At 77.5% G+C, this 14224-nt stretch carries 14 protein-coding genes; 6 read left to right on the forward strand and 8 right to left on the reverse strand.

Going from position 1 to position 14224, the window contains the following annotated elements:
• Nucleotides 1-176 precede the first annotated feature (176 nt).
• Nucleotides 177-584: a metallopeptidase family protein gene (locus ABD994_RS16810; RefSeq protein WP_345417348.1), complete on the forward strand. Its 408-nt coding sequence runs from the start codon at nucleotides 177-179 to the stop codon at nucleotides 582-584.
• A gap of 9 nt (nucleotides 585-593) precedes the next feature.
• Here ABD994_RS16810 and ABD994_RS16815 read toward each other — a convergent pair whose 3' ends face one another.
• The 3 genes from ABD994_RS16815 to ABD994_RS16825 form a co-directional block, all read right to left on the reverse strand.
• Nucleotides 594-980 carry a VOC family protein gene (locus ABD994_RS16815; protein WP_345417167.1) on the reverse strand — a complete coding sequence of 129 codons (387 nt, stop codon included), beginning with the start codon at nucleotides 978-980 and terminating at the stop codon, nucleotides 594-596.
• A 52-nt stretch (nucleotides 981-1032) separates the two neighbouring features.
• A complete protein-coding gene (locus ABD994_RS16820) occupies nucleotides 1033-4596 on the reverse strand; it encodes a glycosyltransferase family 2 protein (protein ID WP_345417170.1) in 3564 nt (1187 codons plus the stop codon).
• 99 nt (nucleotides 4597-4695) lie between these two features.
• Entirely contained in the window at nucleotides 4696-4965 is a 270-nt protein-coding gene (locus ABD994_RS16825) for a WhiB family transcriptional regulator (protein WP_345417173.1), read from the reverse strand.
• A 305-nt stretch (nucleotides 4966-5270) separates the two neighbouring features.
• Here ABD994_RS16825 and ABD994_RS16830 point away from each other — a divergent pair, with 305 nt between their 5' ends.
• The 4 genes from ABD994_RS16830 to ABD994_RS16845 are packed head-to-tail and all read left to right on the forward strand — an operon-like array spanning nucleotide 5271 to nucleotide 8913.
• Nucleotides 5271-6032 (forward strand): site-2 protease family protein, encoded by a 762-nt coding sequence (locus ABD994_RS16830; protein ID WP_345417176.1) that lies wholly within the window; start codon nucleotides 5271-5273, stop codon nucleotides 6030-6032.
• 25 nt (nucleotides 6033-6057) lie between these two features.
• Nucleotides 6058-7011: a 2-phospho-L-lactate transferase gene (gene cofD / locus ABD994_RS16835; protein ID WP_345417179.1), complete on the forward strand. Its 954-nt coding sequence runs from the start codon at nucleotides 6058-6060 to the stop codon at nucleotides 7009-7011.
• Complete coding sequence (locus ABD994_RS16840; protein WP_345417182.1) at nucleotides 7004-8350, forward strand: coenzyme F420-0:L-glutamate ligase; 1347 nt, start codon at nucleotides 7004-7006, stop codon at nucleotides 8348-8350. Before cofD ends, ABD994_RS16840 begins: the two co-directional genes overlap by 8 nt.
• Nucleotides 8350-8913, forward strand: coding sequence for an NUDIX hydrolase (locus tag ABD994_RS16845; protein WP_345417185.1), 564 nt, complete (start codon nucleotides 8350-8352; stop codon nucleotides 8911-8913). The genes ABD994_RS16840 and ABD994_RS16845 overlap by 1 nt, the downstream gene beginning before the upstream one ends.
• Here the strand turns inward: ABD994_RS16845 and ABD994_RS16850 are convergent.
• Both ABD994_RS16850 and manB read right to left on the reverse strand, forming a co-directional pair.
• Complete coding sequence (locus ABD994_RS16850) at nucleotides 8907-9833, reverse strand: DNA-3-methyladenine glycosylase family protein (RefSeq protein WP_345417351.1); 927 nt, start codon at nucleotides 9831-9833, stop codon at nucleotides 8907-8909. The two genes, ABD994_RS16845 and ABD994_RS16850, sit on opposite strands and share 7 nt — an antisense overlap.
• Before the next feature lie 40 nt (nucleotides 9834-9873).
• Entirely contained in the window at nucleotides 9874-10968 is a 1095-nt protein-coding gene (gene manB, locus ABD994_RS16855) for a mannose-1-phosphate guanylyltransferase (RefSeq protein ID WP_425550076.1), read from the reverse strand.
• Between the two features lie 158 nt (nucleotides 10969-11126).
• Here manB and ABD994_RS16860 point away from each other — a divergent pair, with 158 nt between their 5' ends.
• A complete protein-coding gene (locus ABD994_RS16860; protein ID WP_345417191.1) occupies nucleotides 11127-11585 on the forward strand; it encodes a hypothetical protein in 459 nt (152 codons plus the stop codon).
• A 7-nt stretch (nucleotides 11586-11592) separates the two neighbouring features.
• Here the strand turns inward: ABD994_RS16860 and ABD994_RS16865 are convergent, their stop codons facing one another.
• From ABD994_RS16865 to ABD994_RS16875, 3 genes are all read right to left on the reverse strand, one after another.
• Complete coding sequence (locus tag ABD994_RS16865) at nucleotides 11593-12066, reverse strand: hypothetical protein (RefSeq protein ID WP_345417194.1); 474 nt, start codon at nucleotides 12064-12066, stop codon at nucleotides 11593-11595.
• Nucleotides 12063-12821, reverse strand: a complete 759-nt coding sequence (locus tag ABD994_RS16870) for a DUF899 family protein (RefSeq protein WP_345417197.1) — start codon at nucleotides 12819-12821, stop codon at nucleotides 12063-12065. Before ABD994_RS16870 ends, ABD994_RS16865 begins: the two co-directional genes overlap by 4 nt.
• Nucleotides 12822-13001: 180 nt before the next feature.
• Nucleotides 13002-14189: an oxygenase MpaB family protein gene (locus ABD994_RS16875; RefSeq protein WP_345417200.1), complete on the reverse strand. Its 1188-nt coding sequence runs from the start codon at nucleotides 14187-14189 to the stop codon at nucleotides 13002-13004.
• Nucleotides 14190-14224 lie beyond the last annotated feature (35 nt).

The following is a 14224-nucleotide window of genomic DNA, read 5'->3' on the forward strand; positions in this document are numbered from 1 at the left end:
GCACGATAGCCCCGGTGGACGCGGCCGCCCGGCAGGCGCGCGGGGCGCGTCGGCACGCCTACCCGGACGTATCCCGTTCCCCCACGCGTAGGCTCCGGGCCGTGACGAGGAGCGCGAGCCGCCCGACCTCCGGGTCGCGACGGCGCCGCCGTGACCGGCGCGGACGCGGCCTGCGGATGCCCCTGTACCCCTCGGGCTCGCCGGCCGCCCGCACGCGGGCCGAGCGCTTCGACGCCCTCGTGCTCGAGGCGCTCGAGCCGATCGAGGAGCGCTGGAGCGCGGAGCTGGCCGACCTCGACGTGGCGGTCGACGACGTGCCCGAGGTGCCCGCCGGCAGCGAGCGCTCGCCGGTGGAGGACGACGCCGTGCTCGGCGACGGCGAGGTACCCCTGGCCCGGCTCGTGCCCGCGGGCATGGACCGGCGGGGCTCGGTGACCCGCGCGCGCATCGTGCTCTACCGCCGCCCGCTCGAGGCCCGCGCGCTCGACGGCGAGGACCTGGCCGACCTGCTGCACGACGTGCTCGTCGAGCAGGTGGCGGGCTACCTCGGCGTCGAGCCGGACACGATCGCCGGCGAGGAATAGGCGCCCGCCTCAGAACGTGTGGTGGACGGCCTCGACGTTGTGGCCGTCGGGGTCGCGCAGGAAGACCCCGTAGTAGCCCGGGTGGTACTCCGGGAAGATCCGCGGGGCGTGCAGCACCTCCGCCCCGTAGGCCTGCGCCGCCTCGTGCACGGCGTCGACCGCCGCCCGGTCGGGCGCCGCGAAGGCGATGTGGAGCTCTTGGGTGACCGCGCCGCCCGGCGCGAGCCAGAAGTCGGCGTGCGGCCCGCCCGTGGAGAGCCCGACGACCTCGGGCGCGCCGGGCGGGCCGGTGGGGATGCGCATGCTCACGGACGCACCCAGCGGCGCGAACACCGCGGTGTAGAAGGCGACGGAGGTCTCGACGTCGCTGCAGGGGAAACCGACGTGGTCGAACACGCCGCCGACCCTAGGGCCGACCCCCGACAGCGCCGGAACCGTCCGGCCGGGGCTAGTCCAGCCGGGTCCGGCTCGGCAGGGCCGAGAGGGCCGTGAACAGCACCAGCGCGAGCTGCAGGAGCAGGAGCAGGAGGCGGACGGTCTCGTCGCGGTCGACGACGACCGCCCCGCCGCCGGGCGGCACCGGCACGCCGACGAGGTGGCCCCAGGCCGGGACCGGGCTGACCGGCTGCCCGCCGACGGTCGCGCGCCAGCCGGACTCCTGTTCGGCGGCGAGCACGAGCAGGCGGCGGTCGGCGCCCGGGGACACGCGCACGGCCACGGTCGGCAGGTCCGACGGCACCGCGGTGAGGCCCGCCGGGCGGCGCGGGGCCGCGCGGGACTCGGTGGCGTCGTCGGAGACCGGCGGCTCGAGCAGCACCGCGCCCGCGACCGGCAGCGCGACCCGGGCCACGGGGCGGCCGTCGGAGGTCGGGGGCGCGTCGGCGAGCAGCGGGCCCGCCGCGGTGCGCACGATCCGGGCGGTCGGCTCGTCGGGCAGCACGACCGCGCCGGTGCCCGCCGTGGCCAGCTCGGCCACGCCGGCCTGCACGGTGGCGGGGTCGCCGGAGAGCAGCGCGCGCACGTCGCGCTGCAGGCGGGCGGGCGCCGCCCCGACCGGGGCGAGGTCGTCGTCGCCGTAGCGGGGCAGGGTCGGCCCGGCGCGGCGGGTGGTGTCCGCGTCGCGGGTGACGACCACGACGCCCGCGTCGGCGCGGGTCAGGTCAGCGGCCAGCGGGGCGGCCAGGGCCGGCGCAGGCCGGTCGGCCAGCGGTCCCCCGCCGCCGCCCAGCACGGTGACCACGGCGAGCACGGCCACCGCCGTCGCGACCTCCGGCACGGCGACGCCGCGCGCGCGGGTGCGGTCGTCCCCGGTGCGGGAGCGCGGACGCAACCGTCCCGCCAGCCCCGACATCCCGGCTCCGGCCTGCTCGGCCGCGCCGGCGAGGCGCCCGCCGAGACCGGCGCCGCCGAGGTCCAGCTCGGACTCGCCGCGGCGGGCGGGGGCCCGCTCGACGGGGTCGCGGCGCCCGATGAGGCGGCCGAGCGGCTCGGTGCGGGCGGCCGCGACCTGCGCCAGCAGGCTCCACAGCGCCCCGCAGGTCGCGACGGCGAGCGCCGGGCCCGTCCAGCCCGGCCGCGGGTCGCCACCGGAGAGCGGGGCCAGCGCGAACGACCCGACCACGCCCGCCGTCACGACGCCGAGCAGCAGCAGCGCCAGTCCCGGCACGGCGGCCCGCCGCGGGGCGACCAGCGCGCCGCCGACCGCGAGGACCACGAGCAGCAGGCCGGCCCACGGGAGCGTGCCCGGCCCGCCCGGGTCGAGCGACAGGATGCCCAGCGGCGAGGCGAAGCGCTCGGCGACCGGCGCGCCCGTGCCGTGCAGCAGGATCTCGGGGCCGGACAGCAGCGCCGCCGGCCACGGCAGGAGCAGCAGCACCGGCAGCACCACGATGACCGCCAGCGCCATCGCCCGTCGCCCGGCGGCGCGCGGGGGTGCGGCGACGCCGACGAACCCGATCACCACCACCACCAGCACGAGCGCGTAGACGAGCGGGGCGAAGGCGCCGACGACGCCCAGCGCGAGGGCCGTGCCGGCCGCGGTGCTCCACCACGAGCCGCGGCGCCCGGCCACGCGCACCCCGCGCAGCACGGCGACGACGCCGGCGAGCACCAGGGGCAGCAGTACCGCCGCGACCACGCCGTCGAGGCGGCCCTGCGCGACGGCGCCGGCGGTGATCCCCAGCAGCGCGTAGACGGCGGCGGCGAGCGCGCGCAGGACGCGCCCGACCCGCAGCTCGCGCGTCGCGAGGTAGGCCGAGAGCCCGGCCAGCGGCAGCGCCGCGACGAGCAGCAGCGACACCGCCGCGGGCGGCCCGCCCAGCGGGGCCACGGGCCCGCCGAGGACACCGACGACGGCCAGCGCCGCGGCCGCGGGTGCCCCGGTGCCGCCCGCGACCGGGTGCCACGACGCCAGGTACGACGACCACAGCTCGCGCAGCCCCGGGACCTCGGCGATCCGCCCGCCGGCCAGGCCGAGGCCGAGGCGGGCGCGCTGGGTGGCGAGCGAGATCAGCGTCAGCCCGACCACCAGCAGCAGCGGCGGCGCCAGCAGCAGCTCGCGCGCGACGCGGCCCGCGGTGATGGGGACGACGACCACCCGCTCGCCCGGCGCGGTCTCCGGCTCCACGCGGACGCCGGCGGGCGCCGGTGACGGGGCGGCAGGGCCGGCCGCGGGGCCGGCGGTGGGGGCGCCCGCGGTGTCGTCGGCGGCCGTCCGCGGACCCGGCAGGGCCACGGCCAGCGACTCCCCGGGCCGGCGCAGGCCAGCGGTGCGGCGGGTCCGGCGCACACCGGCCGCGGCGCCCACGGGCAGCGCGTCCGGGCCGACGACCGCCCGGCGCTCGCCTCCGCCCTCGAGACCCTGGTCACGCGACTCCCGCTCGGCCCAGTCCGGCAGCCGGCCGAGGTCGAGCTCCTCGCGCAACCGCCCGCGCACCACCGACGTCAGGCCGCCGCGGACGGCGTTGCGCAGGCGGGTGGTGCGGCTGGTCAGCAGGCCCCGCAGCTCGCGGGGCAGGGCCGTCGCCCCGGTGCTGCGCCGCCGCCGGGCGTCGGCGAGGTCGGCGATGCCCGGCCCGGAGCCCAGCACCCGTCCCAGGCCCGCGAGCTCGGCGCCCGCGGCGCGGGTGCGGCGCACGAGCAGCAGGCCCAGCGCGCGGAGCACCGCCAGCACGGGCAGCCGCAGCAGGCCCAGCACGAAGGCGGGGCTGGAGCAGTTGGCCAGGAACGTCCGCACGCCGTGGGCGCGGTCGGTGGCCCGGTAGCGCGGATCGACGCCCGCGGTGTCGAGGGTGCGGGTCCGGGTGGCGAGCGCGCGGGCGTGCCGCAGGCGGGCCGACGGGGCGCAGAGCACGAGGCCGCCGGCGCGGTTGACCCGCCAGCCGAGGTCGACGTCCTCGCGCAGCAGCCCCAGCGCCGTGTCGTACCCGCCGAGGGAGTCCCACTCGCGGCGGCGCACGAGGGAGCCGGCCGAGCCGACGGCGAGGACCTCGGAGTTGGTGGCGAACTGGCCGAGGTCGAGCTCGTCGGCGCCGATACCGGTCTGCCGGGTGCCCGACGCGTCGATGGAGACGCCGGCCTCGACGACGAGCCGCGGGTCGTCCCAGTCGAGGCACAGCGGGCCGAGGATCGCCGCCGACGGGGAGGCGTCGGCGACCGAGAGCAGGACCCCGAGGCAGTCGGGGGCCGGGGCGGCGTCGTCGTGGAGGACCCAGAGCCAGTCGCCGGACCCCCGGTCGGCGTGACGTCCCCAGCGGCGGTCCGCGTCGTCGACCGCGGTGTGGACGGCCTCGGCGAAGCCGGTGTCGCGGGGCATGCGCAGGACGACGTCGACCTGGTTGCTCGCCGCGAGGAGAGCCGCGGTGCCGTCGGTCGACCCGGTGTCGACCGCGATCACCCACCGCGGGCGGCGGGTCAGGCGTCCGAGCGCCCCGAGCGTCTCCGGGAGCCAGGGCTCACCGTCGTGGCAGACGAGGACGGCGAGGACCGGCGCCACCGCCGGGGGTCGAGCCACGCGCGCCGTCCCTTCCCCCCGGGCCACCACCCGAGGGGCGCCCACGCTGCCGTCGGCCCGAGGGTAGGGACCCCGGCGGGGCCGACGACCCGCGGGGTGTCAGACCGCGTCGACGGCCCGGCGCTTGAGGCGGCGGCGCTCCCGCTCCGAGAGGCCACCCCAGATCCCGAACCGCTCGTCGTGGCCGAGCGCGTACTCGAGGCACTCCGTGCGGACCTCGCAGCTGTTGCAGATCTGCTTGGCCTCGCGGGTGCTCCCGCCCTTCTCGGGGAAGAACGCCTCGGGGTCGGTCTGCGCGCACAGGGCGCGCTCCTGCCACTCCTGCTCGTCCTCGGTGACCATGGCCAGCTCGGACAGGACGTCCCTCATACCGACCTGGGATCCAGGTCCGTTCACTCCGCTACCCAGCACCACCGACCCGCTCTCCGCACCGTTCACGACGCCTCCCTCGCCTCGACACCCCCCGGCCCCCACTGCTGTGGACGAGGCGTCGGCCCCGCACCGACGTGTCATCGCGTAGGAATTACACCGGTGGGATTCCATCCGGGTCAAGCTCGGGGCCCCGTGTGGCCGCATGTCGCGACGACCGGTCGTCACGTGCGGTGAGCGTCATGCGCTATCCGTAGCAACGGCGCCACGGAGCGCCCGCCGGCCGCTGGGCCACACTGGTGAGCGTGGCCCCCCGCTCGCGCCTGCGCTCCCCGGTCAGCCCCATCTTCCTGGTCCTGGTCGCCCTGACCGTCGCCGGGTGCGCCCTGACCGTGGTCCCGTCCCGGGGCGCCGTCATCGGCGGCACGGTGCTGGTCGTCCTCGCGGGATGGGCGGTGTCGCTGTGCCTGCACGAGTTCTCCCACGCGCTGACCGCCGACCGCTGCGGCGACCACTCGGTGCGCGCCCTGGGGTACCTGACCCTCGACATCCGCCGCTACGCCAACATCGGGCTCACCCTCGTGCTGCCGCTGCTGTTCCTGCTCATCGGCGGCATCCCGCTGCCGGGCGGGGCCGTGTGGATCCAGCGGGCGGCGCTGCGCTCGCGCCCGGCGGTCAGCGCCGTGTCGCTGGCCGGGCCGGTCGCGAACCTGGTGCTCGCCGCCGTCATCGGGGTGGGCGTCGCGCTCACCGCGCCGCCGCTGCCGCTGGCCGCCGCGCTGTCGTTCCTGGGCCTGATCCAGGTGCTGACGTTCGTGCTGAACCTGCTGCCGATCCCCGGGCTCGACGGGTGGGGCGTCATCGACCCCTACCTGCCGTACCGCACGCGGGTGGGCGCCGCGCGGATCGCGCCCTACGCGCCCTTCGCCGTCATCCTGCTGCTCTTCCTGCTGCCCGGCGCGTCCTCGCTGCTGTTCGCGCTCGCCCAGGCCGTGTTCGGGCTCGTGGGCGGCGACGGCACGGCCGCCGCGCTCGGCAGTGCCCAGTTCACCGCCCTGCTGCGGTGAGCCCGCACGGGAGGACGATGGAGGCATGAAGGTCACCGTTCTGGTCGGCGGCGTCGGGGGCGCCCGCTTCCTGCAGGGCGTCAAGGCCGCCGCGGGTCCCGGCGACGAGATCCGCGCGGTGGTGAACGTCGGCGACGACATCTGGATGCACGGGCTGCGCGTGTGTCCCGACCTCGACACGTGCATGTACACGCTCGGCGAGGGCATCGACCCCGAGCGGGGCTGGGGCCGCGCCAAGGAGACGTGGTCGGTGCGCGAGGAGCTCGAGGCCTACGGGGCCGACCCGACGTGGTTCGGGCTCGGCGACCGCGACGTGGCCACCCACCTCGTGCGCACCCGGATGCTCCGCGCGGGCTACCCGCTCTCGCAGGTCACGGCGGCGCTGTGCGCCCGCTGGCAGCCGGGCGTCGACCTGGTCCCGGCCAGCGACGACCGCATCGAGACCCACGTCGTCGTCGACGACCCCACGGACGGTGCGCGCCGCGCGATCCACTTCCAGGAGTGGTGGGTGCGCCACCGCGCGGTGCCGCGCGCGTACTCCTTCGTCTCGATCGGGCGCGACCAGGCCACGGCGTGCCCGGACGCGCTCGCCGCGGTCGCCGACGCCGACGTCGTGCTCGTGGCGCCCTCGAACCCGGTGGTCAGCGTCCACACGATCGTCGACGTGCCGGGCATGCGGCCCGCGCTGTCGGCCGCGCCGGGAAAGATCGTCGGCGTGTCGCCGATCGTCGACGGCCACGCGGTGCGCGGCATGGCCGAGGCCTGCCTCGCCGCGGTCGACGTCCCGGTCAGCGCCGAGGGTGTCGGGCGCTTCCACGGCGCGCGCTCCACCGGCGGGCTGCTCGACGGCTGGCTGGTCGCCCCGGGCGACGGCGCCGAGGTCCCGGGCGTGGAGGTCCGCGAGGTGCCGCTGATGATGACCGACTCGGAGACCACGGCGGCGATGGTCCGCGCGGCCTACGAGGTCGCAGGTGTTTGATCATGCTTCCTCAGGGCTGACGCTGTGGGGCGTCACCGGCCTGCCCGAGTTCCGGCCCGGCGACGACCTCGCCGCGGCGCTGGCGACGGCCCTCGACGGCGCGCTCGCCGACGGGGACGTGCTGGTGGTGACGTCGAAGGTGCTGTCGAAGGTCGAGGGACGCCTGGTCACCGTCCCGTCCGACCCGGAGGCCCGCGACACCGCCCGTCGCGCGCTCATCGACCGCGAAACCGTGCGGCTGCTGGCCACCAAGGGCCGCACGAAGATCGTCGCCAACCGGCTGGGCATCGTGCAGGCCGCGGCGGGGATCGACGCCTCGAACGTCGCCGGCGACGAGGTGGCCCTGCTGCCCGAGGACCCGGACGGCTCGGCGGTCGCCCTGCGCGCGGCGCTGCGGGAGCGGCTCGGCGTGGACGTCGCCGTCGTCGTCACCGACACCATGGGCCGCACCTGGCGCACGGGGCAGACCGACGCGGCGATCGGGGCCGCGGGGCTCGAGGTCGTGCACGCCTACGGCGGTGCGGTCGACGCGCAGGGCAACGAGCTGGTGGTCACCGAGGTCGCCGTCGCCGACGAGGTCGCCGCGGCCGCCGACCTCGTCAAGGGCAAGCTCGGCGGGGTGCCGGTGGCCGTGGTGCGCGGCCTGCCCGCGGCCCTGCGCTCCGAGACCGCGCGCGGCGCCGACCTGGTGCGCCCCGTCGAGGAGGACCTCTTCTGGCTGGGGACCGAGGAGGCCGTCGCCCGCGGTCGCCGCGAGGCCGTGCCGGCCCGGCGGTCGGTGCGCGCGTTCTCCCCCGACCCCGTCGACCCGGGCGCGCTGCGCCGCGCCGGGGCGGCCGCCCTCACCGCGCCCGCCCCGCACCACACCCGGCCGGTGCGCCTCGTGCACCTGACCTCGCCGGAGGTGCGCACGCGGCTGCTCGACGCCATGGCCGACGCCTGGCGCGCCGACCTGCGCGGCGACGGGTTCGGCGAGGACTCCGTGGCCCGGCGCGTGGCCCGCGGCGACATCCTGCGCACCGCCCCCGAGGTCGTGCTGCCGTTCCTCGTGCCCGACGGCGCCCACCCCTACCCCGACGAGCGGCGCGCCGCCGCCGAGCACACGATGTTCACCGTCGCCGGCGGCGCCGCGGTGCAGGGCCTGCTCGTCGCCCTCGCCGCCGAGGGCCTCGGGTCGTGCTGGATCTCCTCGACGATCTTCGCCGCCGACGTCGTCCGCGACGTGCTCGCGCTGCCGGCGGACTGGGAGCCGCTGGGCGCCGTCGCCGTCGGGCACCCGGCCGCGGCGCCGCCACGGCGCGGTGAGCTCGCGGTCGACGAGCGCTGGGTGGAGATCTGATGGACGAGACGCTCGCCTCGACCACCCGCGCCGCGGTGTCCACGGCGGCCGTGCACGCCGACGCGTCCGCCGTCCTCGACCGCTGGCGCCCGGCGTCGCGGGAGCTCGACTCGGTGCGGCAGGCCCTGCTGTCGTACCTGGCCGCCCGTCCGGACGCCTGCGCGCGGGCCTGCGCGCCGGGCCACCTCACGGCGTCCGCGCTGGTGCTCGACGCCGCGGGCGGGCACGCCCTGCTGACCCTGCACCCGCGGATCGGCACGTGGGTGCAGCTCGGCGGGCACATCGAGCCCGGCGACACGACCCTCGCCGGGGCCGCGCTGCGCGAGGCGACCGAGGAGTCCGGCATCCCGGGCCTGACCGTCGACCCCGAGCCCGTGCACGTCGAGGTCCACGCCCTGACCTGCTCGCTCGGCGTCCCCACCCGCCACCTCGACGTGCGCTTCCTGGCCCACGCCCCCGCCGGGGCGGTCGAGGAGATCAGCGACGAGTCCCTGGACCTGGCCTGGTGGCCGCTGGCCGACCTGCCGGAGTCCGTCGCGTTCGGGCGGGCGCTGGCTCAGTAGCTGCGGTAGTCCTTCGGCGAGAACCGCGGCCCGAACCGGGGCCGGCGGAAGCCCGACGCCTCGATGTAGCGCACGGCCCGCTGGCGCTGCGGCGCGTAGCAGGCGAGCACCTCGAGCATGCCGTCGTCGTCGAGCTTGCGGCCCACCAGCGCCCAGCCGACGGTCGAGGGGATGTGGAAGTCGCCGACGCTGACGGCGTCCGGGTCGCCCCACGAGCGCTGGGCGACCTCGGCCGCGGTCCACACCCCGACGCCGGGCACCTTCATCAGCAGCGCGCGCCCGGCCTCGCCGCGCAGCTCGGCGGCCTTCTCCAGACGGTGCGCGACGGTGGCGCAGGCGAGGATGGCGCGGCGGCGGCTCTGGTCGACGCCGGCCTTGTGCCACTCCCAGTCCGGCACCTCGCGGATGCGCCGCGGGGTCGGTGGGAGCTTCATCGGCCGCGGCGTCGGGCCGGGCGCGTCCTCGCCGAAGCGCCAGCACAGCTCGCGCCACGAGCGGCGCGCCTCGGTGCCGGTGACCTTCTGCTCGAGGATCGCGGGCATCAGCTGGTCCCACACCGTGCGCGTCGCGCCGAGGCGCAGGCCCGGCATGCGGCGGCGGGTCTCGGCGACCAGGGGGTGGTGCCCCACGAAGCCCGCGTCGTCGTCCTCGGCCCCGAGCAGCGCGGGGACGCCGTCGACGACCCACGCCGCGCCCGGCCCCCACGCCCGCGCCCGCACGACCCCGTCGCGGCGGGACAGCGCGAGCGTCGCCGGACCCTCCGGGGTGGGCGTCGCCCGCCAGAGCTCGCCGTCCCCGTCCACCTCCGTGTGGAACGTCGGATCACCACGCCCGCGACGCAGCGGCGCGAGCAGCGCCCGGACGTCGAGGACGAAGTCGGGCCGCCAGGTCCGCTCGGCGGCCGGGGCCGCGACGGTCAGCCTCGAGGGTCCGGCTCCGCTGCGCTCCGCGTCCGCGACCTCAGGCACCACCCGAGAATCGCAGACCGCCGTCCGGGACGACGAGACCGGGCCAGATCCGCACGCCGGCCAGCAGCTCGCACGACGCGCCGATCGAGGCGCCGTCGCCGACCACGGCGTCGCGCACCACCGTCTCGTCGCCGATCGTCGCCGCCGGCCCGATCACCGAGCGCTCGACGAGCGCCCCGTCGCCGATCCGCGCGCCGTCCATGAGCACCGAGCCGGACACCCGGCTGCCCTCGCCGATCTGCACGTCGGCGCCCACCGTCGTGCCGTCGGTGAGCGACGCCGACGTCGCCACCTTCGCCCCGGGCAGCAGCAGCGCGGTCCCGACCGGCCCGGGCAGGGCCGCGGTGGGCGCGGCGCCCTGGACGAGGTCGGCGCTGCCGCGCACGAACGACGCGGGCGTGCCGAGGTCGAGCCAGTACGACGACTCGACGTGGCCCTGCAGCCGCGCGCCGCGCTCGAGCAGGCCGGGGAAGGTCTCGCGCTCCACCGAGACCGGGCGGCCGGCCGGGATCGCGTCGAGCACCTCGCGGCGGAACACGTAGCAGCCGGCGTTGACCTGGTCGGTCGGCGGCGCGAGCGTCTTCTCGAGGAAGGCGGTCACCCGGCCGTCGGCGTCGGTGGGGACGCACCCGAACGCGGTCGGGTCGGGCACGCGGACGAGGTGCAGCGTCGCGTCGGCCGCCGCGGCGCGGTGCTCGGCGACCACCGCGCGGACGTCGACGCCGGAGAGGATGTCGCCGTTGAACACGACGACCTCGTCGTACTCCGGCCCGAGCGCGCTCGCCGCGAAGCGGATGCCTCCACCGGTGCCCATCGGCTCGGGCTCGGGGCAGCACGCGAGGTCGAGGCTCGCCAGGGCCGGGGACGAGCCGGCGCCGAGGAAGCCCTCGAACACCTCGGCCCGGTACGCGGTGCCGAGCACGACCTTCCGGATGCCGGCCGCGGCGATCCGCGAGAGCAGGTGCGCCAGGAACGGCACCCCGGCCGTCGGCAGCATGGGCTTCGGGGTGGTGAGGGTGAGCGGGCGCAGCCGGCTGCCCTGGCCGCCGACGAGCACCACCGCGGCCGTGCGCGACGGGTCGATCACCGCCGGCACGGCTCCACCGTCCCCTGTCTGCACCATGCGTGACCCCCCACGTCGATGACGAATCGTGACCGAGGGCGATAGTGTGGACCCTCCCGGGGCGGTCCGGCGGCCCGACCCCGGCAAGGCCCGCCCGTCGGGGGATGGAGCAGGAGGGCGCTGTGGGCTCGAATGCGTGGGATCGTGCGCAGGAGGCCATCGCGCACGCCCACCAGCGGGCCACGGAGCGTGACGAGGACGTCATCACGCCCGACACCGCGGTCTCCCCCTTCGACGCCTCGAGCACCACGGTGCTCCCCCACGGCCTGGCCGCCCGCAGCGGCGCGGACCCGGACCTGACGCAGCGGATCCCCCAGCGCAACGGCCACCCGCGCCACCGCGCCGACGACGGGGCCACCCGCAACGGGAACGGCCGCCCGCGCCCCGGCCCGGACGACCCCGACGACGCGCGCACCGTGCGCCTCGACGCGCGCGAGCGGGCGCACCCCGGCACCTCGCCGTTCCCGGCCAACCCGTTCCCGGGCGGCCCGGGGCCCGCCCGCGGTGGCGCCGCCGAGCCGGACGAGACCCCGGCCGCGGAGCCGCGGCGCCCGTGGTGGCGCCGGCTGTTCGGCCGCTGAGCCGCGCTCAGGCCGCCCGCAGCGCCAGCAGCTGCTGCGTGTGGCCGGGCAGCTCGACGTCGGCGAGCCCGGTGACGATGTCCCCCAGCGGCAGCGCCTGGTCCACCAGCACCTGCCCGTGCGAGAGCAGCCGCGTCGGCACGGGCGTGGCGAGCTCGGCGGCGCCCAGGGGGCGGACGGCGAGCTCGAGCGCCTCGCCGTGCCGGCGCACACGTTCCCGCAGCCCGGCCGGGCCGCCCGCGAGCCCGGCGACGCGGTCGAGCGTCCAGGGGTCGTGGGCGATCCGGTTGTCGTAGGTGGCGTGCGCCCCGGCCGCGACGGCGGCGACGGTCGCGAGCGTGGCGCCGGTGACCAGGGCGACGTGGGCGAGGACCCGTTCGGCGTCCCACTCGCCGGGGGGCGGCGCGACGGTCGGGCCGCCGGCGACCGTCTCCGCGGCGGCGAGCAGGGCGCCGTGGGCCGCCCGGAGGTCGTCGCTCACGACCGCGCCCCGGTGAGGTCGTCGTCGTGCCCGGCGTCGAGCCGGGGCCACTGCGGGATCGGGCGCCCGCCGGGCCACGACGCGACCGGCGGCCAGTCGGGCGCACCGGCGTCGGTGCGCTGGTGGGTGCAGGCGGCGGGCCGGCCGGGTGGGCCGTCCTCCCACGGCTCCTGGCGGCCGAAGACCGTCAGGTCCATGAGGCGGTAGCTCTGGTCGACGGCCTCGACGCCGCGGCGGGTGGTCCACCACGTCTCGAGCACGCGGTCGCCCTCGCGCAGGTAGCAGACGAGGTGCATGAGACCGGGCTGCTTGGGCGGGGGCAGCAGGGCGTCGAGGGAGCCGTCGGCGGAGTACCAGGGCACGTCCCAGCCCATGAAGTCGCGGTAGCGGGCGCTCTCGGCGTAGGGGCCCTGGCAGAACGTGGCGTAGGTGATGCCGCGCGAGTGCAGGTAGGAGAGCTCCCCGGTGTGGCTGGTGATCCAGGTGCAGCCCTCGCACTGGTCGGCCGCGGCGGCGCCCGGGTACCACATGAAGTAGTAGGCGATCAGCTGCCGGCGGCCCTCGAACGCGTCGAGCAGCGTCGTCGGCCCCTGCGCCCCGACCAGCGGCGTCGCCGGGTCGACCTCCACCGCGGGCAGGCGCCGCCGTGCCGCGGCGATCGCGTCGCCCTCGTGGGTGTGGGCCTTCTCCCGGACGCGGAGGTCCGCCACGGCGGCCTCGTAGGTGGCGCGGTCGGTCAGCGGTGGAGCGGTCACGGTGGCCTCCGGGTCGTCGTCGGTGCAACTCTAGAGTTGCACGTCGGCGCGGCTCGACGCAACTGGTGAGTTGCACATGCGAGGAGGCGCGACCTGCGGTTCCGGCGAGGGGCGCCCCTCGCCCGTCTACCCGAGCGACGGTGCCCCTCGCTCGGAGAGCGCGAGACCAGCTCCGGCCGGTCAGTCCGGGAGCGGCGCCACCCCGGGGCGGGCGCCGGCGAAGCGGCGGGCGATCTCGCCGCGGGTCCAGGCGTCGCCGGCCCGCTCGAGCCACCGGCGGCCGGCGGGGACGCGGGCGACGAGGACCGAGCGCACGAGGTTGCCCAGGACGATGCCGGGCACCGGCCAGGGCAGCGCCGTCGGCAGGCCGAGGTCGCGCAGGCCCTCGCGGCCGAGGAACCAGCGCAGGAGCCCGAGCAGCCGACGGCGCCGCCACGCGGTGTGCTGCCCGTCGACGAGTGCCCGGGCCAGCGCCGGGCCGGCCGGCGTGACGTCGTCCTGCGCCAGCAGCACGTGGTAGAGGAAGTGGTTCTGGGCGCGCTCGGTGTCGAACAGGAAGTCGTCGTCCACGCCCATGAGCCAGCCGACGTAGCGCCACAGGTGCATCACCGCGCGGGACTCGGCCGGGGTCACCACCCAGCCGAGCGCGCGCACGCCGAGCAGGCCGGTGCTGTTGAACAGCCCGAGCGTCGCCGCCTGGTCGGCCTGGTTGACCGGCAGGCCCCAGTGCCCGACGTCCCACCGGCCGTTGGTCTCGAATCGGCGGTTGACCAGGGCGTGCATCGCGCGCACGTGCACCGTGAGGCGCCAGCCCTCGCCGTCGCGGCGCAGCCCGCCGGGGGCGATGAGCGCGCGGGCCCACTCCTCGGTCTCGCCGAGACGGCGCATCGCCGTGGAGCCGGTGAGCCCGCCGGTGGCGACGAGGAGGTCGGCCGGCCCACCGAAGCGGTAGCCGCCGATGAGCGAGAGCGTGAGCAGGACGTCGTCGAGCGTGCGGCCCATGCGCCGCAGCGCCCGCCCGCCCCGCTCGACCAGCGCCGGGTCGACCCAGCCCGGGGTGGCCTCGACCGCGGCGAGGAACCGGTCCAGGGCGCTGTTCCCGGTCGGCGCACCCGGCGAGGCGAGCGCCCGGTGGAACGCCGCCATCGTCACGCGGTCCGGGTCGGTGCGCGGCCGGCTCATGGCCGCGGCGAGGTCGGCGCCCACCTCATCGCGGGCGGACATCCGCCGCCCGATGGCGTCGAGCAGGTCCTCGTCGACCGTCCGCACGCGGCCGGCGAGGCCCAGCGGGCGGGCGATCCGGCGGTTGCGCTCGGGTGCGGCGCGGAACCGGCGCGGGTAGGGCTCCAGCTGCTCGCGTGCCACCATGCGGACCATGCTGAGACGAGTTCCTGCTCGCTTTC

It is taken from the genome of Actinomycetospora chlora, assembly GCF_039542135.1.
GTDB lineage: Bacteria > Actinomycetota > Actinomycetes > Mycobacteriales > Pseudonocardiaceae > Actinomycetospora > Actinomycetospora chlora.